Consider the following 20271-nt stretch of genomic DNA (forward strand, 5'->3'; position numbering starts at 1 on the left):
CCACGGCCCGCCGGGTATGACGGGACGGCCCTTAGACCGCGAGGAGTTCGAGGACGGCCCGTACGGCGTCGAGGACGGGCTGGCCGATCGCCCCGGCCGTGGCGGCGATGCCCGCGACGGCCATCAGGGCCCGGTGCCGCTCCTCCGGCCGCCCCGCGCCCGGGTCGGCCGAGATGGCCGGAAGGGAGTCGTCGATGGACTGCGCGGTCAGCGGGGACACGTTCTGGCGCAGTTCCCGCAGCAGGGCGGTCAGTTCGCGGACGGCCTCCGCGAGGGCGGGATCGGCCGGCTGGGCAGCGGCGGGCTCCGAGCCGTGGTTGACCATGCCGGTGTTGCGCGTACCGCCGTGCATGTTGACGGTCTTGCCGAAGTAGTAGCTGTCCCCGCTCATGCGGCTGCCATCCCCACGTTGTTCGAGCCTCCGTACATGTTCACGGCGTCGCCGAAGTAGTAGTTGCTCGGGTTGCTGATCGTCAGCCTCTCCACCTGCACGCGGAGTTCCGTATCCGGGTTCTCGATCGCGTGGGCGATCTGGTGGACGAGCCGGTTCAGGTGGCCGGTCTCCCCGGTGACCAGGGCGGTCGACTGTCCGTTCGACTCGACGGCCAGCACGAAGTGGGAGGACGCGGTCAGCACCGACATCATGTCCGCGAAGAAGTAGATCGCGCCGACCGCACCGGCGATCCAGATGAATTGGAGGAAGCCGTCGAAGCTCTCGCTCTCCCGAGTGAGGAAGTTCGCGATGGTGGCGAACAGGGTGAACCCCATCGCCGTCAGGAGCGTGAGCGCCATCCGCTTCAGGAAGGTCAGCACCGCTTCCTTGCGGCGTGGATGGAGGACGAACGTGTACACACGGGCGACGTTCTGGAGCGGATAGACCGCCCCGCCCACCCACAACAGCCGCTTGGTGACGCTCAGATCCAGACTGCCCGGCAGCGCGGACGCGGTGGCCGGGAGCGGACCCGGCGGGTGCTGCGGAGCCGGCGGCTGCGCCGTCGGCGGTGCCGGCGGCCGCTGCCACGGCCGCGGTGGCTGCTGCGGCGTCGGTGACCCTGTCGCGTCCACACTTCCCCCTGAGATGGAACCGCATCAAAACGAAGCCTCATCAGACTCCCGGCGCGCCGCCCCCGCAAGGCGACTTCCGGCCGCGCCCGGCTCGTTCTCCTACAGTGAAGCAATGGGCTTTGATCCGTGGGATGCCGCGTTTGTCGCCGATCCGTACCCCGCCTACCGCGAGCTGCGTGAGCAGGGCCGCGCCCTGTGGTGGGAGGCCACCGGGCAGTGGCTCGTGCCGCACTACGCCGACGTGAGCGCGCTGCTGCGCGACCGCCGGCTGGGCCGGACCTACCTGCACCGCTTCTCGCACGAGGAGTTCGGGCGCGAGGCCCCGCCCCCGGAGCACGAGCCCTTCCACGTCCTCAACGGGAACGGCCTGTTGGACCTGGAGGATCCCGCCCACGCACGCGTGCGGCGGCTGGTGTCCAAGGCGTTCACCCCGCGGACCGTGGAGCAGCTCGCGCCCGCCGTGGAGCGTCTCGCCCGGGAACTGGTGGGGCGGCTCCTCGCCGACGGGGGCGGGGACCTGCTCACCGTCGTCGCCGAGCCCCTGCCCGTGGCGGTGATCGCCGAGCTGCTCGGGGTGCCCGAGGCGGACCGGGCGCTGCTGCGGCCCTGGTCGGCGGACATCTGCGGGATGTTCGAGCTCCGCCCGGACGAGGCGACCGCGCGGCGGGCGGTACGGGCGAGCGTGGAGTTCAGCGCCTATCTGCGCGAGCTGATCGCCGAGCGGCGCAAGGAGCCCGGCGAGGATTTGATCTCCGGCTTGATCGCCGCCCACGATGAGGAGGGCCGGCTCAGCGAGCAGGAGATGATCTCCACCTGCGTGCTCCTGCTGAACGCCGGCCACGAGGCCACCGTGAACACCACCGTCAACGGCTGGTGGACCCTCTTCCGCCACCCCGAGCAGCGCGCCTCGCTCGATTCCGAAAAGTTGTCCACAGCTGTGGATGAACTCATGCGCTACGACACCCCCCTCCAGATGTTCGAGCGCTGGGTGCTGGACGACATCGAGGTCGGCGGCACGGTCATCCCGCGCGGAGCCGAGGTCGCGCTGCTCTTCGGGTCCGCGAACCGGGATCCCGCCCGCTTCGAGAACCCCGACGCCCTGGACCTCGTACGGGCCGACAATCCGCATCTCAGCTTCGGAGCCGGGATCCACTACTGCCTGGGCGCTCCGCTCGCGCGGCGGGAGCTGACCGCCTCGTTCGGGGCCCTGCTGGCAGACGGCGTCCCGCCCCTGAAGCTCGTACGGGAGCCTCGGTGGCGGGACGGGTACGTCATCCGCGGCCTGGACGAACTCCTCGTGGAGTTCTAGGCGAAGGCGAGGTTCTAGGCGGCCAGGTCCCGGCGGCGCAGTGCGGTCAGGCCGGCCGCCAGCAGAGCCGCCGCCAGCGCGGTCAGCACCAGCAGCGGGGCCCAGGCCAGGGTCTGCGCGCCCGGCAGCTTGGGCAGGTGGGCGAAGGGCGAGAGGTTCAGGACGGCTTGCGGGAGGTTCAGCGCCGGGCCGATCCAGCCCAGCACCAGCGCGCCCCCGGCCACCGCCCAGGCGGCCGCCGCGTACCTCGGGGCGGCGCCGTGCAGGAGGGCAGCCAGGGCCCCGATCACCCACACCGCCGGGAGTTGGGCGAGCGTCGCACCCACCACCGCCGCCGTGTCCTCGAGGCCCCGGCCGTGCCCGATGCCCAGGCCGAGCCCCGCCAGCAGCAGGATCAGCGCCGAGCCGCCGAACGCCACGGCCAGGTGGCCGCCGGCCCACCGCAGCCGGCCGACCGCGTTCGCGAGCAGCGGTTCGGCGCGCTGCCCCGACTCCTCGCCGCTCAGCCGCAGCACCGCCGAGACGATGTACAGGGCGGCGACCATGCCGAGCATCCCGGTCATCGTCGCGAGGAAGGCATCGGCGATCCCGCTCTGGCCGCCCATCCGCTCGATGATCTCGCGGGTCCGCTCGTTGTCGCCGACCAACTGCGTGGCCCCGTCGGTCATCCCGCCGAAGACCGCCCCGGCCACCAGGAACCCGAGGCTCCACCCGAGCAGACTCCCCCGCTGGAGCCGCCAGGCCAGCGCCCCCGCGCTGCCGAGCCGGCCCTCCGCCGGGCCCGGCCGGGCCGGCAGGAAGCTCATGCCGAGGTCACGGCGGCCGGCCAGCGCGTACGCCGCCGCCACCTGCACCGCCACGGCCGCCGCGAACAGGCCGAGCACCCACCAGCGTTCGGCCGCGAAGGCCCGTACGTGCTCCAGCCAGCCCAGCGGCGACACCCAGGTCAGCACGCTCGAACCCCCGGCGCTCCCCGCGTCGCCGGCGGCGCGCAGCACGAACGCCGCGCCGATCAGTGCACCCGTGAGCCCCTTCGCGAGCCGCGCGCTCTCGGTGAGCTGCGCGGCGATGGCGGCCAGGGCCGCGAACAGCATCCCGGTGGCACCGATGCCCAGCCCGAGGGCCGGCGCGCCGCCCGCACCGCGCCCGGCGAGTCCGCCCGTCACCAGGAGCGCGGCCGACGCATTGGCCGTCAGGGCCGCCAGCAGCGCGGCCGTCAGCGGCGCCCGGCGCCCCACCATCGCGGCGGAGAGCAGTTCCTGACGGCCCGTCTCCTCCTCCTCGCGGGTGTGCCGGACCACGATGACCAGGCTCATGATCCCGGCGAGCACCCCGGCGAAGACCCCGCCCCGCCATGCGGTCAGGGCGCCGATCGAGTCGCCGAAGACCGGCCCGTACAGGGCGCGCAGCGAGCCGTTGGTGTTCATGGTGCCGAGCAGGCGGGCCCGTTCGGCGGCCGTCCCGTACACCGACTCGAGCGAGGCGGGCAGGCTGAGCACCAGCATCGCCACGACCGTGATCCAGACCGGCATCATCACGCGGTCCCGGCGGAGCGCCAGCCGCAGCAGCGACCCGGTACCGGCCAGTTGGTTCTTCATCGCGACACGCCTGCCTTGACGTCGTCCGAGTAGTGGCGCAGGAAGAGCTCCTCGAGCGTGGGCGGGGTCGAGGTCAGCGAGCGCACACCGGCCTCGGCGAGCGAGCGCAGCACGGCGTCCAGCTTGTCCGTTTCGGCCTGGAGGCGGACCTTCAGCCCCTGCACCTCCACGTCGTACACGCCCGGCAGGTGCGCGATGCCGTTCGGCGGGCCGGCGAGCTCGGCGCTGATCGACGTACGCGTCAGGTGCCGCAGATCGGCCAGCGTGCCCGTCTCCACCGTGCGGCCCTTGCGGATGATGCTGACCCGGTCGCAGAGGGCCTCGACCTCGCTGAGGATGTGCGAGCTGAGCAGGATGGTCCGCCCGGCGGCGCGCGCCTCGGCGACACATCCCTGGAAGACCTCCTCCATCAGCGGGTCCAGCCCGGAGGTGGGCTCGTCGAGGATGAGCAGCTCGGCCTCGGAGGCGAAGGCCGCGACGAGCGCGACCTTCTGCCGGTTGCCCTTGGAGTACGTACGCCCCTTCTTGGTGGGGTCCAGCTCGAACCGCTCGAGGAGCTCGGCGCGCCGGGCCCGGTCCAGGCCTCCGCGGAGCCGCCCGTAGAGGTCGATGACCTCGCCGCCGGACAGGTTGCGCCACAGGGTGACGTCGCCGGGGACGTAGGCGACGCGGCGGTGCAGTTCCACGGCGTCGGCCCAGGGGTCGCCGCCGAGCAGCTCGGCGGTTCCGGAGTCGGCGCGCAGCAGGCCCAGCAGGACCCGGATGGTGGTGGACTTGCCGGCGCCGTTGGGGCCGAGGAAGCCGTGGACCTCGCCGGTGGCGACGCAGAGGTCGAGCCCGTCCAGTGCGCGGGTGCGGCCGAACGCCTTGTGGAGTCCGGCGATGCTGATTGCCTTCGTCATGTTTCTGAACGTACGCTACTTTCACAAAATTATGAAGATAAGAAATCGCGTAAAGTCGGGAGGGTGGCGGACGACATGGATGTGCGAGACGTACGGAGCGAGGAAGCGGTCTCCCGCTTCGTGGAGCGGTTCGCCGCGCAGCTCACCGAGGCGGGAATGCAGCGGATGGCCGCGCGGGTCTTCGCGCAGCTGCTCGCGAGCGACAGCGGGGCGATGACGTCGGCGGAGTTGAGCGAGGCACTGCAGATCAGTCCGGCGGCGGTGTCGGGGGCGGTGGCGTACCTGACGCGGGTGACCATGGTCAGCCGGGAGCGGGAGCCGGGCTCGCGGCGGGACCGGTACGTGCTGCACAACGAGCTCTGGTACGAGACGTTCACCCGCCGGGACCAGGTGCTGACGCTGTTCGAGCAGACCCTGCGCGACGGCGTGGCCGGGCTCGGCGCGGACACCCCGGCGGGGGCGCGGATGGCGGAGACGGCGGCGTTCTTCGAGTTCCTGCAAGGGGAGATGCTCGGAATGATGGACCGCTGGCGGGCCCACCGGGCAACCCTGCCCCTCCCGTAGCCCCGGGCCGGGGCCGCCGCCACCGGCCCCGGGACCCGGCACCTCCCCCGGCCAGGGGATCAGTGGGGGAGCGTCAGCGACCAGGCCGCCGGACGGACGGTCCACGTGCGGCGGCGGACCGGGCCCGCCACCACCGCGTCCGCCCGGTAGCGGAAGTCCGAGCCCGACACGGTCACCGAACCCGCCCGCACCCGGACCACCGGGCCGCCGGCCGCCCGGACCGTCACCTCCGCCAGGCCGTCCTGCCCCGGCACCACCCGGAGGTCCTCCACCGGCCGGTCCACGTCCACCAGGACCTGCCCGTCCGCCTCCACCCGCAGCCGGTGGCCCACCGGGTGGCCCAGCGAAGCCCCCACCGGGACCAGCGTCCGGACCAGCGAGCGGTACGCGCTCCACACCGACGGCCCGGACGGCCTCGGTACCGCCCGGACGGGTGGAATCCGCAGATCGCCGAGCACCACCCCGTCGCTGTCGTCCACCAGCAGGTCGCGCACCCGGACGGACCCGTCCAGCACCGACCGCGCCGCCGCCACCGCGGACAGCGGAACGCCCAGGGACCGGGCCAGCCCCAGCGAGCCCACCTGCCCCACCGGAATCAGCGAAACGGCCCCGTCCCCCAACCCCCGCTCCCGGTGCAGCAGCCCGACGGCCCGTACCAGGGCACGGTCGTCGCCCACGATCACCGGCTGCCGATGACCCCGGCGGGCAAGTGCCCGCGCAAACTCCTCCTGCGAATCCGGGAGGCAGATTTTCGCCGCCGCTCCCGCTGACAGAACATCCTTCGCGATCCGCACGGACTCGCCGTCAAGACGGCGGGCGACCGGGTCGACGAGCATGAGAAGGCCGCCTACCGGCGCGCCCGCATGGCTCATGGTGGGCTCTGGAGCCGACACCTCGGTCCTTCCTCGGGTAGCATCTTTGTGCAAGAGGCCCTTGCGCTATTGCGCCAGGGCCTTCGTCTATTCCGGGGTACCGGTCCGACGGCTCAGCCTGCGGTGTACATCGTCGTACGCCCCCTGACCTTGGACATGCCCCATCCGGAAGAGGTGTACGCCTGTGCCCGCTCTTGTGCTGCTCGGAGCTCAGTGGGGTGACGAGGGCAAGGGAAAGGCCACCGACCTGCTCGGTGGATCCGTTGACTATGTGGTGCGCTACCAGGGCGGCAACAACGCCGGCCACACGGTCGTCGTAGGCGACCAGAAGTACGCGCTGCACCTTCTCCCTTCCGGCATCCTGTCCCCGGGATGCACCCCGGTCATCGGCAACGGCGTCGTCGTCGACCCGGCCGTACTGCTGTCGGAGCTCCGTGGGCTCAACGAGCGCGGAATCGACACCTCCAAGCTGCTCATCAGCGGTAACGCGCACCTCATTACGCCGTACAACGTGACGCTGGACAAGGTCGGCGAGCGTTTTCTCGGCAAGCGCAAGATCGGTACGACCGGCCGCGGCATCGGCCCGACGTACGCGGACAAGATCAACCGCATCGGCATCCGCGTCCAGGACCTGTACGACGAGTCGATCCTCATCCAGAAGGTCGAAGCGGCGCTCGAGGGCAAGAACCAGCTCCTCGCGAAGCTCTACAACCGCCGCGCCATCGAGGCCGCCGCGATCGTGGAGGAGATGCTCCAGTACGCGGAGCAGATCAAGCCGTACGTCGCCGACACCACCCTGATCCTCAACAACGCGCTCGACGAGGACAAGGTCGTGCTGTTCGAGGGCGGCCAGGGCACCCTGCTCGACGTCGACCACGGCACGTACCCCTTCGTCACCTCCTCGAACCCGACCGCCGGCGGCGCCTGCACCGGCACCGGCGTGGGCCCGACGAAGATCAGCCGCGTCATCGGCATCCTGAAGGCCTACACGACCCGCGTCGGCGCCGGCCCGTTCCCGACCGAGCTGTTCGACCAGGACGGCGAGGACCTGCGCCGCATCGGCGGCGAGCGCGGCGTGACCACCGGCCGCGACCGCCGCTGCGGCTGGTTCGACGCGCCGATCGCCCGTTACGCCACCCGCGTGAACGGTCTGACGGACTTCTTCCTCACCAAGCTGGACGTGCTGACCGGCTGGGAGCAGATCCCGGTCTGCGTCGCGTACGAGATCGACGGCAAGCGCGTCGAGGAGCTCCCGTACTCGCAGACGGACTTCCACCACGCGAAGCCGATCTACGAAAACCTCCCCGGCTGGTCCGAGGACATCACCAAGGCCAAGACGTTCGCGGACCTCCCGAAGAACGCCCAGGCGTACGTGAAGGCCCTCGAGGAGATGTCGGGCGCCCCGATCTCCGCGATCGGCGTCGGCCCCGGCCGTACCGAGACGATCGAGATCAACTCGTTCCTCTAGGCGGTGGTGCGAAGGGGCGGTGCGCCGTACGGCGCACCGCCCCTTCGTCGTACCCGCCGGTGGATCAGACCGGCGGCCCGTCGGCTACTTGGACTCGTAGTAGCCGAACAGGTCGGGAGATCGCCATGTGCATGTAGCCGCGGGCCGGAACGGGACCGCCACCTTGATCAGGTTCGAAATCCAGGTCGGGGTACAGAGTGCCGACCCCGGCCGACCTCCAGGGCGGGATTCGCAAAACCGCTGCTCAGGCCGGGTCTTCCCGGTCGAGCCACGACGGGGAGGCCGGCACGTCCGCGTCCCATGCCTTCGGCGGCGCGGCAGGCGGCGCCGGGGGCTTCGGGTTCGCCCGCGCCGTCCAGGGAGCGGGCGCGACCCACGGCTCGGACTCGGACTCGGGACGGCGCTCGGCGGGCGGTTCCGGAGGAGGCGCGCTGTCGTAGAGCTGCTCGGCCACCGAGAACCGGCAGTGGAACTCCTGCCAGGACCCCTCCAGCACCATCAGGAAGCCGTCCCCGGTCCGGTAGACCGCCCGGCGTCGCACCTTGTGCGGATGCATCGGCTCGAACGTCTCGACCCGGCGGCGCAGTTCCGCCAGGGCCTCCTCACGGGTGCCCTCAACGTGCCCCATCATGCCCACCGACCACACCCGGTGCGTCCTGCCCGACCCGAGGTTCTGCTCGACGAGCAGCCCCCACCTGGTCATTCGTCCCCCTCAGCCTCAGCCCTGCCGGTCCTCGATCCGCTCCAGTATCGGCGCCCCGCGGCATTTCAGGGCATGAGCAGCGCGTCGATTCCGTCCTTGATCTGCCCGATCGGCACGTCCCGCGCCGTGAGGTGTTCGAACAGGCTCGGCACGAAGGGGGCGAGCAGCAGATGCGCCAGGACCGCCGCATCGACCTCCGGGCGCGTCTGGCGCACCAGCACGGCGACGTGCGTGTGCATGGTCAGGTACGCACCGCTGGCGTACCGGGCACCCGGCGACGCGGCCTCGGCCGCGGCCATCACGGCGCGCTGCTCGACGAGCCGTTCGGCCAGGGTGTGCAGGAAGGCGCGCAGCCGGACGGCGGGCGGCGCCTCGGGGCCGAGCGGAGCCGGCCCCGTCATGAACGCCTCCTGAAAGCGCCGCTCGTCATCGTCGAGCAGCGCGAACAGCAGGCTGCTCACGTCGCCGAAGCGGCGGTAGACCGTCCCGACCCCCATGCCCGCGGCATGGGCGACGGCGTTCATGGTCACGGTGTCCGGCCCCTGCTCGGCGACCAGCCGCGCCGCCGCGTCCAGGATCTTCCGCCTGTTCCTGGCGGCGTCCGCGCGCTCGGGCGGGGCCTGTCCGGTGACGGGGAGTTCGATGCGGCTCATACCCCGAGGCTACCGGACACTCTTGCAAAGCGGATGACTATCCGATTTACTCTCACCCATCGAACCGGATAGCAATCCGCTTACGCAGGGAGTCCTCACCATGAGTGCCAAGGTCGCGGTCATCTACTACTCGTCCACCGGAAACGTCCACGAGCTCGCCAAGGCCGTGGCAGAGGGCGCCGAGAAGGCGGGCGCCGAGGTCCGCCTGCGCCGGGTGCCCGAGCTCGCCCCCGACGCGGCCATCGACTCCAACCCGGCCTGGCGCCGGCACGTCGAGGACACCAAGGACGTCGAGGTCGCCACGCTGGACGACCTCGCCTGGGCGAACGCGTACGCGATCGGCTCGCCGACCCGGTACGGCAACATCGCGGGCCAGCTGAAGCAGTTCCTCGACACCACCGGCGGCCTCTGGCAGCAGGGCGCCCTCGCCGACAAGCCGGCCACCGGCTTCACCAGCGCCCACAACACGCACGGCGGCAACGAGTCCACGCTGCTCGCCCTCTACAACACCTTCCACCACTGGGGCTCGGTCATCGTCTCGCCCGGCTTCACCAACCCGGTCGTCTTCGGTGCCGGCGGCAACCCGTACGGCACCTCTCACCCGGCCAGCAGCGGCGCCGTCAGCGAGGAGACCCTGATCGCGGCCCGCTACCAGGGCGAGCGCCTCGCCACCTTCGCCACCCGCCTGGCCGGCGCCGACCAGTAGGCCGCCGAGCCGGGGCCCGAGCCGGTGCCGTACGACCGGCGGCCAGGTTGCCCTGACGGGCCCTGGCCGGGCCGTGCGCTCAGCGCGCGGCCCAGCCGGCGAAGTCGGCCCAGGCCGTGGGGGCCACGGTGAAGGTGGAGCCGGTGAGGTGCTTGGAGTCCCGGACGTGGACGGCGTGGGGGCACTGCGCCACCTCGACGCAGTCCCCGCCACCGCCGTCGCTGTAGCTCGACTTGCGCCAGCCGTAGGCCACCTCGACGCAGTCGCCACCACCACCATCGCTGTAACTGGACTTGAACCACTGCAGGGTGTTGGTGCTCATTTCCGTTCTCCTGCCAACCGCTGGATGAGTTCCAGAGATTCATCGGGGCCCAGTGCCTGTGAGCGGATCTTCGCATACCGCTGGGCGAGTCGGGACACCTTTGCCGGGTTGCTGATGAGGATGCCCTCGTCGTTGATTTCCATGTAGACGACGTGATGATGATCCCCGGTCTCCACCACTTTCATCGGGCCGCGCTCCCCGGCATGAGAGCCCTTCAGGCCCCGGTGCTTGGACAGGACCTGCACCGATACGTTGTCGCGTTGTGCATCGTCCGCGAGCGACAAAAGCTGGCCCCGCTGGACGTCCCAACTCCCGAACGGGCGCTCCAGGACCCCTTCTTCGACGATCAGTTCGATCATCGCCATCGGGTCGCGATCGAACAGCGCCTTGCGGGCCATCCGGGCCTCCACGAGCTCCTCCGCCCTCGCGTCCGACACCGGCGGATAGCTGCCCTTGAACACCGCCCGGGCGTACGACTCGGTCTGGAACAGGCCGTCCATCACCACCGTCTGGTACGAGGAGAGCATGAAGGCCGACGCTTCCACCTGCGAGAACTTCCGGAAGCGGACGGGATACTTCTCCATCAGCACGTACTTACGCGCCACCTCGAAGAAGCCGCGCCCCTCGCCGAGGGTCGGCTCCAGACGCTCCAGCATCTGGTCGCTCACCGGCTGCGCGCCCGTCTCCATGGCGCTGATCGCCGAACCCGTGTAGTCGATCATCTTCCCCAGGGCCTCCTGGGTCAGGCCTTTCTCGAGGCGGATGATGCGCGCGATCTCGGCGACGTACTGCGACGTCGGCCGCTCATCGTCCCTGCTTCGGTCCTTTTCCTTGTCCTTGTTGGCGTCTGCCTTCGGCATTGCGAACACCCCCGAAATCAAACGAACTCAAACGGTCTCCACGACATGGCACAGCCACCCCAGACTTCTCACCTATCAAGTCCGAGACGTAGAAAACGGTAGACCTGACCCATCACGCTTGGGCCATGAACACAGAAAGTCACGCGCCCAACTCCCGTACGCCCAGCTGGATTCCGGCCGCCGGTATCGGAATCCGCAAGGCTGGCGTGCTATTTGACGCAGTACGTGTGGACGGTGACATGGGACGCGACCTGGCCGATCTCCTCGGCACGCTCACTGGCGGTGACCCCGGGCCGATCGTCGTCCAGGCCAACGGGCGGCGGCCCGTGTACTTCCTGATCCCGGTCGGGAGCGCCGCGTACCGGGTCTGGCCACCGGGCTTCACGCGGCTCACCTCGGGGCCGCGCCGGACCACGTACATCCCCGTCCCGGCCCTCGACGGCGCCTGGCCGCTGGCCTGGCGGTGTCCGCCGACGCGGGAGGACCGCTTCGTGCACGCCCTGTTGCTGTACCGCGTCGGCCTTGTCTACCAGGCCAGTTGCGAGATCTCCTCGGCCACCACCGCGCAGGCGTCCGCCGCCGGGTCGATCAACGGGAAGTGACCGACGTCGTCCAGCAGGGTCAGCCCCACGGTCTCCCCGGCCTTGGCCGCCGCGGCCACGTACGACTCGGCCACCGACGGCGGGACCACGATGTCCTCGCGGCCGTGGACGACGGTCGTCGCGATCCCGGTCGGCAGCAGGGCCGCCGGGTCCGCGAACGGCAGGCGCTCCGCCCACTGGTCGGCGCCGCCCAGCAGCTGCGCGGACGCGCCTCCGCACACACCCAGCTCCTCCGAGGCCACGAAGTCCGCGATGGGGGCCAGTGCCACCACGCCGCGCAGCAGCGGCGGGGAAGGCAGCCTCCAGGCGGCCGGGGACTCGGGCGGCAGGACGTGCCGGGCTGCCGCCCACAGCGCGAGCTGGCCGCCCGCCGAGTGGCCGGTGATGACCGTACGGCGGGGGTCGGCCTGCGGGAGGTGGGCCGCGGCCAGGTCCGGGAGGGCGTCCATCGCGGCGGCGACGTCGTCGAAGGTCTCCGGCCAGCGGCCGGCCACGTGGCCCTCGGCGTTCTGACGCGGCAGGGAACTGCCGCGCCGGTACTCGACGTTGGCGACGGCGAAACCCCGGCGGGCCAGAAAGTCTGCGAGGGGTGTGATGTGGTGCCGGTCGTACGGGGCCCGCCACGCACCGCCGTGCAGGACCACGACCAGCGGGGCCGCCCCCTCGGCGGTGTCACCGCGCGGGGCGTAGAAGTCGATCACCTGGTCGGGGTGGTCCCCGTACGCGCCGGTCGTGTCCGGGGCGACCGGCGGGTGGGCGAAGGCCGAGGCGGCCTCGGCGGCGTCCCGTTCGGCTGCGGGGTCCGTCATCGGCTCAACCTCTCGGTAACGCGTGGGACTGCTGTTTCGGCAGAGCGGGACCGTATCAGGCCGGAACGGGAGCGTCGGTGGTGGGCGGCCGGGATGTGCGGGGCGGACGGAGCCGAAGCCCCGCCCGCCCGGTTGCCGTGACGTTTCTCCCCTGCATCACCCGAAAATGTGACCCAGTGTCCGGGCGGCACGCTCCGCATCGGCGAAACCGACGTAGAGCGGGGTGAAACCGAAACGCAGGACGTCCGGGGCGCGGAAGTCCCCGATCACGCCACGGGAGATCAGGTCGTCCATGACCTCGCGGGCGTTCTCGGTGCGCAGTGAGACCTGACTGCCGCGCCGGTCGTGCTCGGCCGGGGTGACGGACTCGACCTTCCCGGCCGGGACGTACGCCGCCACGCACTCCAGGAAGAAGTCCGTCAGGGCGAGGGACTTGGCCCGTACGGCTTCCACCGCGACCCCGTCCCAGGCGTCGAGCGCCGCTTCCAGGGCCAGCATGGACAGGATGTCCGGGGTGCCGACCCGGCCGCGTACCGCACCGGCCGCCGGGGTGTAGTCCGGGGTCATCGCGAAGGGGTCCGCGTGGCCGTTCCAGCCGGGGAGCGGGGAGTCGAAGGCGGCCTGGTGACGTGCGGCGACGTAGAGGTACGCCGGGGAACCGGGGCCGCCGTTCAGGTACTTGTACGTACAGCCGACCGCCAGGTCGACGGCGTGATCGTCGAGGTCGACGGGGAGGGCGCCGGCCGAGTGGCAGAGGTCCCAGACGGTGACGGCCCCGGCGGCGCGGGCCGCCGCGGTGAGGGCCGGGAGGTCGTGGAGGCGGCCGGTGCGGTAGTCGACGTGGTTGAGGAGGACGACGGCGGTGTCCTCCCCCATCGCCCCGGCCGCGTGGGACGGGTCGACCGGGACGACGGTGAGACCGGTCATCCGGGCGGCCGACTCGGCGATGTAGCCGTCGGTGGGGAAGGTGGACGCGTCGACCAGCAGCTGCGTGCGGCCGGGGCGGGCCAGGCGGGCGGCGCCGACCAGGGCCTTGAACAGGTTGACGCTGGTGGAGTCGCCGACGACCGTCTGGCCGGGGGCCGCACCGATGAGCGGGGACAGCTTGTCGCCGATCCGCTCGGGGGCGGTCCACCAGGTGCCGGTGCTCCACGACTGGATGAGCTCGGTGCCCCACTCGTGGGTGATGACCTGGGCGATACGCTGCGCGACCCCGGTCGGGAGGGCGCCGAGGGAGTTGCCGTCCAGGTAGACGACGCCGTCGGGGAGGTCGAAGCGCTCGCGGAGCTTGCCGAGCTCGTCGGCGGTGTCCAGTTCCGCGGCGCGGGCGGCCAGGTCCGACGAGCGGGAGCCGCCGGGGGCTCGCTGTGCGGGCGCCTGCTGCGAGAGCGGCGGGCGGGCAGGGCCGGCCGGCGCCTGGTCCGCGGAAGTCGTCGTGGGCTCAGACATGGCTTCGCGCCGTCCACAGCTCGGGGAACACGTTCTTCGTGGCGCGCTTCTCGAGCCAGGTCACTCCGGCCGAGCCGCCCGTGCCGGTCTTGGCGCCCATCGCGCGGCGGGTGGCGACCAGGTGGTCGTTGCGCCAGCGCCAGACGAGCTCCGCGACGTCCGTGAGGACCTCGCCGAGGCGGTGGAGGTCGAGCTGGGCGTCGGGGTCCGCGTACAGGGAGGTCCAGACGGTCTCGACCTCGGGCGAGGGCTCGTACCGCTGGGAGAGATCGCGGTCCAGGACCGTCTGCGGGACCGGCAGGCCGCGGCGGGCCAGCAGGCGCAGGACCTCGTCGTAGAGGCTGGGCTCGTGGAGGGCCTTCTCCAGCTCCGCGTGGACGCGCGGGGCGCCGCGGTGCGGGACGAGCATGGAGGCCGACTTCTCGCCGAGCAGGAACTCCATCCGGCGGTACATCGCCGACTGGAAGCCGGAACCCTCGCCGAGGGCGGCGCGGTAGGCGTTGAACTGGCCCGGGGTGAGCTGGGCGAGCGGGCGCCAGGAGGCGTTGAGGGCCTCCAGTTCGCGGAGGGATCGTTTCAGCGCATCCATCGCGACGGGGATGCGGTCCTCGCGGAGGGCCTTCGCGGCCGTCTCCCATTCGTGGACGATGACCGTGAACCACAGCTCCATGACCTGGGTCGTCACCAGGAAGACCATCTCGCCCGGATCGTCCGAGCGCAGGTGCTGGAGGTGGGTGAGGACGTCCGCCTGGACGTAGTCCTCGTACGGGGTCGTGCCGTCGAAGTCGAGGTTCGGGGTGTCCGAACCGGCTCCGGAGGCATCAAGGGTGTTCGACATCGCTGTCTCCTCGACACGTGCTTCCGGGTAGCGGTCCGCTCCTTCCGATGGGTGAAGTGGAGCCCCGGTCCCCTGCCCGCATCATAGGACCGGTTGCCGGGCGCTCTCCAGCGAGGTGTGACCGGGGTCACAGTCACTTTTAGGACACTATGGCCGGTCGGGGCCTCCGGCGCGAGGCCCCGACCCCGTACGTGTGCGCGTCCGGGGGCCGTACGGCTTCCGTACGACCCCCGGTACGGACCCCGGTACGGACGCCGTACGGCTCAGGCGCCGAGGGCGTCCGCCGCCGTCTCGGACGAGTCGCGCAGGAAGGTCGAGCAGCGCTCGAACTCCTCCTTCTCGCCGATCGCCCCGGCCGCGCGGGACAGGGCGTACAGGGCGCGCAGGAAGCCGCGGTTCGGCTCGTGCTCCCACGGCACCGGGCCGTGGCCCTTCCAGCCGGCGCGGCGCAGGGCGTCGAGGCCGCGGTGGTAGCCCGTACGGGCGTACGCGTACGACTCGACGGTGCGGCCGGCGGCGAACGCCTCGTCGGCGAGGGTCGCCCAGGCGAGGGAGGAGGTCGGGTGCGCGGCGGCCACCTCGACGGCGGGGGTGCCCGCGGCGAGGGCCTCGCGGCCCGGCTCGTCGGGGAGGTGGGTGGGGGCGGGGCCCCCGAGCAGGTTCTGGTGAATCGACATGGACCAAGTCTGGGGTATCGGGCCCCTCCGCGGTGCGGTGGCGCCGCGTACGGGCGGTGGTCCGACCACCGCGGCGGATCCCGCGGGTGGGGGGTGGTGGGCGCCCCACCGCCAGGCGGCCCAGCCGTGTGCCCGGCACACCTCCCCGGGGAGGGGGGCTCGGGCGGACGGTAGGAGGGCCATCGACGAAGGGGGAGTCGTGAACACCACCATCAGCAGCGCGAGCAGCAGTACGTACCAGGGTGTCCGGGCGGCACGACGGGAGCTCGCCGACGAGGCCGTCGAGGAGCTGTGCGCGGCGGTGTTCACGTCCCTGCGGCGCAGGGACCAGCGGGAGCGGGGGCGCCAGTACGTACGCGGGCTGCTCGCGGCGGAGGGCCGCAAGTCGATCCGCAACATCGCGCAGCAGCTGCGGGCGGGCACGGGCACCGCGGCGGCGGAGCAGAGCCTGCACCACTTCATCGCGGCGTCGACGTGGGACTGGCAGCCGATCCGCGCCGCGCTGGCGCAGTACCTGGGGCAGTCGGCTCCGCTCAACGTGTGGGTCGCGCAGCCGATGGCGATCCCGAAGGGCGGGGAGCACTCGGTGGGGGCGGGGCACCGCTTCGACCCGCACCAGGGGCATATGTTCCGCGGGCAGCAGGCGTTCGGGATGTGGTTCACGTCGCCGGGGATGGTCACGCCGGTGGGGTGGCGGCTGTTCCTCGGCGAGGAGCCGGAGGCTTCGGACGTGTCGTCGCACGCGGTGCACGCGCCGTCCGAGCAGCCCGGACATTCAGCGCAGTCCGAACAGTCCGAGTCGTACGAGGGCTACGAGGAGTGCGCGGTGACGGGTGTGCTGGACACCCTGCGGGAGTCGGGCCTGGCGGCGCGGCCGGTGGTGCTGGACATCCGGGACATCGCGACGCGGGCCACGCTGAACCGGTTCGCGGAGGCGCGGGTGCCGGTGGTGGGGCGGATCAGCCCCGAGGCACGGCTGCTGGTGACGGACCCGCGGCTGCCGGGCTTCGGCGCGGGGACGCTGGCCGCGCGGGACATCCTGCAGAACGTCAGGGGGCTGCGGATGCCGGTGGAGTGGCCCGACCCGGATGCGTCGGGGGTGCGGCGGACGTCGCTGGTGGCGGCGGTCAGGGTGATGGTGCCGGATCCGGCACCGGGGCGGCGGCGCGAGGTGCTGCTGTTCGGGGAGTGGGAGTCGGCCCGCCGGCTGCCGACGCAGTTGTGGGTGACGGACATGCTGCGGACGGAGCCCGGTGTGCTGGTGCGGATGACGAAGACGGCGCACACGGTGTCGGCGACGGCCGGCCGCAGCGTGCAGGAGGTCGGCCTCCGGGACTTCTCCGGCCGCTCCCTGCCGGGCTGGCACCGACACGTGACCCTCGCGTCAGTGGCCCACGCGGCCCGCTGCCTGGCGCCGGTTGCGCCCCCGGTTCCCGTGCGGCACGGCACGGTCCGCCGCCCTCGCCCCCACCCGGCTCTGGCCGCCCGCTGACACAGCGTCCCTGCGGCCCCGAGCTCACCCGCTCACCCGCTCACTCGCTCCCGCCGCCCTCCCCACGGGGCGGCGGGAGCCGGATTCACCTGTTGTGGCGGGGCTGGTGGTGCCCTGTGCTGGAGCTGGGGCTGGGCTGCTGGCTCGTCGGAGACTGGACGACCTTGCAGTTCACGAAGGTGAAGTTCTGGCTGTCCTTGACAGCGAGAACGGTGTAGTTGACGTTCTTCTGGAAGCGCTTCAGCAGGAAGTTGCCATTCGCGTCCACGTTCAAGGGCTCGGTGGACTCGCCGTCGTTGAGGTTGCGAGGTGCCGTGAAGCCCTCGCCGGAGATGGTGACGGACGTCCCGTCCGCGGAGGGCGTGACCGTGCAGCTTGCAGCGGGTAGAGCAGGTACCGCACCGGCGGCGGGCGCGAGGGCGATCGCGCCGGACAGTGCGAGTGAGGACGCGAACAGGGAAGCCACGGCGCGTCGGATGTGCAGGTGCATGATGGTGCTCCCATCAGGGAGAAGCCGGGAAAGCGGGTCGCAGAAGTGCCGGCAATCATCGCCACAGCTGTGATCTGGAGGCCGGAAGGCGACCGCTCTCCCATCCTCGCTCGACCTCTCCGGGATGTCGACCGGAGGTCGAGGCCGGCCACGCAGCCGCGTGCCGACGCCGAAGGGCCCGGCCGCATCGTCGCAAGACGGTGAGGCCGGGCCCTTCGGTCGTCGCTACTGCTTACTGCCTACTTCAGCTTCGTGCCCGTCGAGCGCAGGTTCGCGCACGCCTCGGTGACACGCTGGGCCATGCTCGCCTCGGCGAGCTTGCCCCAGGTGCGCGGGTCGTAGGTGGACTTCTTGCCGACCTCGCCGTCGACCTTCAGGACACCGTCGTAGTTGCGGAACATGTGGTCCGCGATCGGGCGGGTGAAGGCGTACTGGGTGTCGGTGTCGAGGTTCATCTTCACGACGCCGTTCTCCAGCGCGGTGGCGATCTCCTGCTCGGAGGAGCCGGAGCCGCCGTGGAAGACGAAGTCGAACGGGCTGTTCTTGCCGTACTTCTCGCCGACACCCTGCTGCAGGTCCTTCAGCAGCTCGGGGCGCAGGACGACGTTGCCCGGCTTGTAGACGCCGTGCACGTTGCCGAAGGAGGCGGCGAGCAGGTAGCGGCCCTTCTCGCCCAGGCCCAGGGCCTCGGCGGTGCGGATCGCGTCGTCGACGGTGGTGTACAGCTCGTCGTTGATCTCGTGGGTGACGCCGTCCTCCTCGCCACCGGTCGGGGTGATCTCGACCTCGAGGATGATCTTCGCGGCGGCGGCCTTGGCGAGCAGCTCCTGGCCGATGGCCAGGTTGTCGGCCAGGGTCTCGGCGGAGCCGTCCCACATGTGCGACTGGAAGAGCGGGTTCAGGCCCTTGGCCACGCGCTCGGCGGAGATGTCGAGCAGCGGGCGGACGTAGCCGTCCAGCTTGTCCTTGGGGCAGTGGTCCGTGTGCAGCGCGACGGTGACGTCGTACTTCGCCGCCACGATGTGCGCGAACTCGGCCAGGGCGACCGCGCCCGTGACCATGTCCTTCTTGTACTGGCCACCCAGGAACTCCGCACCACCCGTGGAGATCTGGATGATGCCGTCGCTCTCGGCCTCCGCGAAGCCGCGCAGTGCAGCGTGCAGGGTCTGCGTCGAGGTCACGTTGATCGCCGGGTAGGCAAACTTGCCTGCCTTCGCCCGGTCGAGCATCTCGTTGTAGACCTCGGGGGTTGCGATGGGCATCTGTCCGCTCCTTGGATGTGCGGGGAGTGTGCGATTGCTGGCCCTGACCTGGGGGCGACGTAACCGTCGGGCTCATCTTTCCAGACTCCGCGCGACACTCCACCCGTGCCAGGTGATCCGTTTCACGTGAAACACTCCGCCCGGCCGGGAAAGAGCAGGTCAGGACCGGTCCCCGGAGCCCCGGGGACCGGAGTCACCAGTTCTCAGGGGGGCCAGAATGCGAGATCAGGCCAGGTCGAGGTCGGCGAGACGGTAGCCGGTGAGGTAGGGCAGGCCCGCCTCGGCGATGGCGTCCGCGGCCCCGCGGTCCACGATCGTGGCGACGGCGACGACCTCGCCGCCGGCCTCGCGGACGGCCTCGACGGCGGTCAGCGGGGACCCGCCGGTGGTCGAGGTGTCCTCGACGACCAGGCAGCGCTTGCCCTTCACGTCGGTGCCCTCGATACGGCGCTGCATGCCGTGGGCCTTCTGCGCCTTGCGGACGACGAAGGCGTCGAGGCGTGCGCCGCGCGCGGCGGACGCGTGGAGCATCGAGGTCGCGACCGGGTCGGCGCCCAGGGTCAGACCGCCGACGCAGTCGAAGTCCAGGTCGGCGGTGAGGTCGAGCATGACCTGGCCGACCATCGGGGCGGCCTCGCCGTCCAGGGTGATCCGGCGGAGGTCGATGTAGTAGTCGGCCTCCTTGCCGGAGGAGAGGGTCACCTTGCCGTGCACGACGGCCTTGTCCTTGATCTGCTGCAGAAGCGCATCGCGTGTGCCTGACGGCGTTACTTCGTTGACGTCACTCATGACCCCGAGCTTAATTGCGCCGAGCCGACACTAGGACAGCCGCCGCCAGGTCCACGTCGTGGAGATCTCCAGCGGGTCCACGGGGCTGACCAGGCGCGGCAGGGTGTTCAGCCCGTTCGGCGGGCCGGACTGCGGCTCCACGCAGACGGCCTCGGGCTGCTCGTCGTACACGACCACCCATTCGGCCCGACTGGTGATCTTCAGTTCGAGCGCGCCGGGCCAGGTGAGGGTGGCCTCGACGCCGTCCGGCACGCCGAAGCAGTCGTCCCAGGGGCCGGGCAGCGGCTCGATGCGCCGGCCCGTGGGGAGGTGGTCGGCGCCGCGCTCCTCCTGCCAGGCGGGTGCGAAGTCGAGGCGTACGTCCTCGCCGCCGGTGCCGAGGTTGCGGTGGAACCAGGGGTGCCACCCGGCCTGGGCCGGGAAGGAGTCCCCGTACGTCTCCACGCCCATGGTGAGGGTCAGCGAGTCCGGGCCGAGCTCGACGATCTGGGTGACCCGGCCCGCGTGCGGCCAGGGCTCGACGAGGTCGTACGTGAACGCAGCCTCGGTGCCGGTGACGCGGGCGGGGCGCCAGGGTGCGTCGCGGCCGAAGCCGTGCATGGCGTGAGGCGGCTGGTTGATCGGCAGCCGGCGGACGACGGCCCCGTCCCGGAACTGTCCGTTCGCCGTGCGCCCGCACCACGGGACCATGGGGAAGCATCCGTAAGGGCGGCCTTGGCGCAGCAGCTCCGTGCCGTCGATGCGCAGGCTGCTGATCCGGCAGCCGTTCTCCTGGTCGACGGTCACCTCGGCGCCGCCTGCGCTCAGTTGCGTACTCATGCGGCCGACTCTAACGAGCCGG

Annotated in this window: 23 protein-coding genes; 6 read left to right on the top strand and 17 right to left on the bottom strand. The window is 71.3% G+C overall.

Annotated features, from left to right (window positions below; all coding sequences use genetic code 11):
* Positions 1-31 precede the first annotated feature (31 nt).
* Complete coding sequence (locus AB0I68_RS05395) at positions 32-391, bottom strand: hypothetical protein (protein WP_363175857.1); 360 nt, start codon at positions 389-391, stop codon at positions 32-34.
* Entirely contained in the window at positions 388-1065 is a 678-nt protein-coding gene (locus AB0I68_RS05400; protein ID WP_363175858.1) for a DUF6232 family protein, read from the bottom strand. Before AB0I68_RS05400 ends, AB0I68_RS05395 begins: the two co-directional genes overlap by 4 nt.
* 112 nt (positions 1066-1177) lie before the next feature.
* Here AB0I68_RS05400 and AB0I68_RS05405 point away from each other — a divergent pair, with 112 nt between their 5' ends.
* Positions 1178-2374: a cytochrome P450 gene (locus AB0I68_RS05405; RefSeq protein ID WP_363175859.1), complete on the top strand. Its 1197-nt coding sequence runs from the start codon at positions 1178-1180 to the stop codon at positions 2372-2374.
* 14 nt (positions 2375-2388) lie between these two features.
* On the opposite strand, the gene AB0I68_RS05410 is transcribed toward AB0I68_RS05405, so the two are convergent.
* Entirely contained in the window at positions 2389-3972 is a 1584-nt protein-coding gene (locus tag AB0I68_RS05410; RefSeq protein WP_363175860.1) for an ABC transporter permease, read from the bottom strand.
* Positions 3969-4874 carry an ABC transporter ATP-binding protein gene (locus AB0I68_RS05415; protein ID WP_363175861.1) on the bottom strand — a complete coding sequence of 302 codons (906 nt, stop codon included), beginning with the start codon at positions 4872-4874 and terminating at the stop codon, positions 3969-3971. Before AB0I68_RS05415 ends, AB0I68_RS05410 begins: the two co-directional genes overlap by 4 nt.
* 75 nt (positions 4875-4949) lie before the next feature.
* On the opposite strand from AB0I68_RS05415, the gene AB0I68_RS05420 reads away from it, so the two are divergent.
* On the top strand, positions 4950-5438 hold the full coding sequence (locus AB0I68_RS05420) for a MarR family transcriptional regulator (protein WP_363176111.1): 489 nt from the start codon (positions 4950-4952) through the stop codon (positions 5436-5438).
* Positions 5439-5497: 59 nt separating this feature from the next.
* Here AB0I68_RS05420 and AB0I68_RS05425 read toward each other — a convergent pair whose 3' ends face one another.
* Positions 5498-6310, bottom strand: coding sequence for a diacylglycerol kinase (locus AB0I68_RS05425; protein WP_363176112.1), 813 nt, complete (start codon positions 6308-6310; stop codon positions 5498-5500).
* A 184-nt stretch (positions 6311-6494) separates the two neighbouring features.
* On the opposite strand from AB0I68_RS05425, the gene AB0I68_RS05430 reads away from it, so the two are divergent.
* Positions 6495-7778 (top strand): adenylosuccinate synthase, encoded by a 1284-nt coding sequence (locus tag AB0I68_RS05430; protein ID WP_363175862.1) that lies wholly within the window; start codon positions 6495-6497, stop codon positions 7776-7778.
* A 244-nt stretch (positions 7779-8022) separates the two neighbouring features.
* Here the strand turns inward: AB0I68_RS05430 and AB0I68_RS05435 are convergent, their stop codons facing one another.
* Both AB0I68_RS05435 and AB0I68_RS05440 read right to left on the bottom strand, forming a co-directional pair.
* Entirely contained in the window at positions 8023-8481 is a 459-nt protein-coding gene (locus AB0I68_RS05435; protein WP_363175863.1) for a hypothetical protein, read from the bottom strand.
* A 65-nt stretch (positions 8482-8546) separates the two neighbouring features.
* Positions 8547-9134: a helix-turn-helix domain-containing protein gene (locus tag AB0I68_RS05440; protein WP_363175864.1), complete on the bottom strand. Its 588-nt coding sequence runs from the start codon at positions 9132-9134 to the stop codon at positions 8547-8549.
* 100 nt (positions 9135-9234) lie between these two features.
* On the opposite strand from AB0I68_RS05440, the gene wrbA reads away from it, so the two are divergent.
* Positions 9235-9840 (top strand): NAD(P)H:quinone oxidoreductase, encoded by a 606-nt coding sequence (gene wrbA, locus AB0I68_RS05445; protein ID WP_363175865.1) that lies wholly within the window; start codon positions 9235-9237, stop codon positions 9838-9840.
* A 79-nt stretch (positions 9841-9919) separates the two neighbouring features.
* On the opposite strand, the gene AB0I68_RS05450 is transcribed toward wrbA, so the two are convergent.
* Both AB0I68_RS05450 and AB0I68_RS05455 read right to left on the bottom strand, forming a co-directional pair.
* Entirely contained in the window at positions 9920-10162 is a 243-nt protein-coding gene (locus AB0I68_RS05450) for a DUF397 domain-containing protein (RefSeq protein ID WP_363175866.1), read from the bottom strand.
* The gene (locus tag AB0I68_RS05455; protein ID WP_363175867.1) at positions 10159-11022 is read right to left on the bottom strand and encodes a helix-turn-helix transcriptional regulator; all 864 of its coding nucleotides are present in this window, start codon (positions 11020-11022) and stop codon (positions 10159-10161) included. The genes AB0I68_RS05450 and AB0I68_RS05455 overlap by 4 nt, the downstream gene beginning before the upstream one ends.
* A 125-nt stretch (positions 11023-11147) precedes the next feature.
* Between AB0I68_RS05455 and AB0I68_RS05460 the strand changes: the two genes are divergently transcribed.
* Positions 11148-11624, top strand: a complete 477-nt coding sequence (locus AB0I68_RS05460) for a hypothetical protein (RefSeq protein WP_363175868.1) — start codon at positions 11148-11150, stop codon at positions 11622-11624.
* Here AB0I68_RS05460 and AB0I68_RS05465 read toward each other — a convergent pair.
* The 4 genes from AB0I68_RS05465 to AB0I68_RS05480 form a co-directional block, all read right to left on the bottom strand.
* A complete protein-coding gene (locus AB0I68_RS05465) occupies positions 11549-12433 on the bottom strand; it encodes an alpha/beta hydrolase (RefSeq protein ID WP_363175869.1) in 885 nt (294 codons plus the stop codon). The genes AB0I68_RS05460 and AB0I68_RS05465 overlap by 76 nt on opposite strands.
* Positions 12434-12589: 156 nt before the next feature.
* A complete protein-coding gene (gene kynU, locus AB0I68_RS05470) occupies positions 12590-13882 on the bottom strand; it encodes a kynureninase (protein ID WP_363175870.1) in 1293 nt (430 codons plus the stop codon).
* A complete protein-coding gene (locus tag AB0I68_RS05475) occupies positions 13875-14720 on the bottom strand; it encodes a tryptophan 2,3-dioxygenase family protein (RefSeq protein ID WP_363175871.1) in 846 nt (281 codons plus the stop codon). The genes kynU and AB0I68_RS05475 overlap by 8 nt, the downstream gene beginning before the upstream one ends.
* A 263-nt stretch (positions 14721-14983) precedes the next feature.
* Positions 14984-15397, bottom strand: a complete 414-nt coding sequence (locus tag AB0I68_RS05480) for a DUF3151 domain-containing protein (RefSeq protein WP_363175872.1) — start codon at positions 15395-15397, stop codon at positions 14984-14986.
* A 199-nt stretch (positions 15398-15596) separates the two neighbouring features.
* On the opposite strand from AB0I68_RS05480, the gene AB0I68_RS05485 reads away from it, so the two are divergent.
* Positions 15597-16889, top strand: coding sequence for a transposase (locus tag AB0I68_RS05485; protein ID WP_363175873.1), 1293 nt, complete (start codon positions 15597-15599; stop codon positions 16887-16889).
* Positions 16890-16974: 85 nt separating this feature from the next.
* Here the strand turns inward: AB0I68_RS05485 and AB0I68_RS05490 are convergent, their stop codons facing one another.
* The 4 genes from AB0I68_RS05490 to AB0I68_RS05505 all read right to left on the bottom strand — a co-directional run bounded on the left by AB0I68_RS05490 (position 16975) and on the right by AB0I68_RS05505 (position 20249).
* Positions 16975-17379 (bottom strand): hypothetical protein, encoded by a 405-nt coding sequence (locus tag AB0I68_RS05490; RefSeq protein ID WP_363175874.1) that lies wholly within the window; start codon positions 17377-17379, stop codon positions 16975-16977.
* A gap of 239 nt (positions 17380-17618) precedes the next feature.
* Positions 17619-18641, bottom strand: a complete 1023-nt coding sequence (gene fbaA, locus AB0I68_RS05495) for a class II fructose-bisphosphate aldolase (protein WP_363175875.1) — start codon at positions 18639-18641, stop codon at positions 17619-17621.
* Positions 18642-18866: 225 nt separating this feature from the next.
* The gene (gene pyrE, locus AB0I68_RS05500) at positions 18867-19430 is read right to left on the bottom strand and encodes an orotate phosphoribosyltransferase (RefSeq protein ID WP_363175876.1); all 564 of its coding nucleotides are present in this window, start codon (positions 19428-19430) and stop codon (positions 18867-18869) included.
* Between the two features lie 30 nt (positions 19431-19460).
* Entirely contained in the window at positions 19461-20249 is a 789-nt protein-coding gene (locus AB0I68_RS05505) for an aldose 1-epimerase (RefSeq protein WP_363175877.1), read from the bottom strand.
* Positions 20250-20271 lie beyond the last annotated feature (22 nt).

The organism is Streptomyces sp. NPDC050448, assembly GCF_040655295.1.
Taxonomy (GTDB): Bacteria; Actinomycetota; Actinomycetes; order Streptomycetales; family Streptomycetaceae; genus Streptomyces.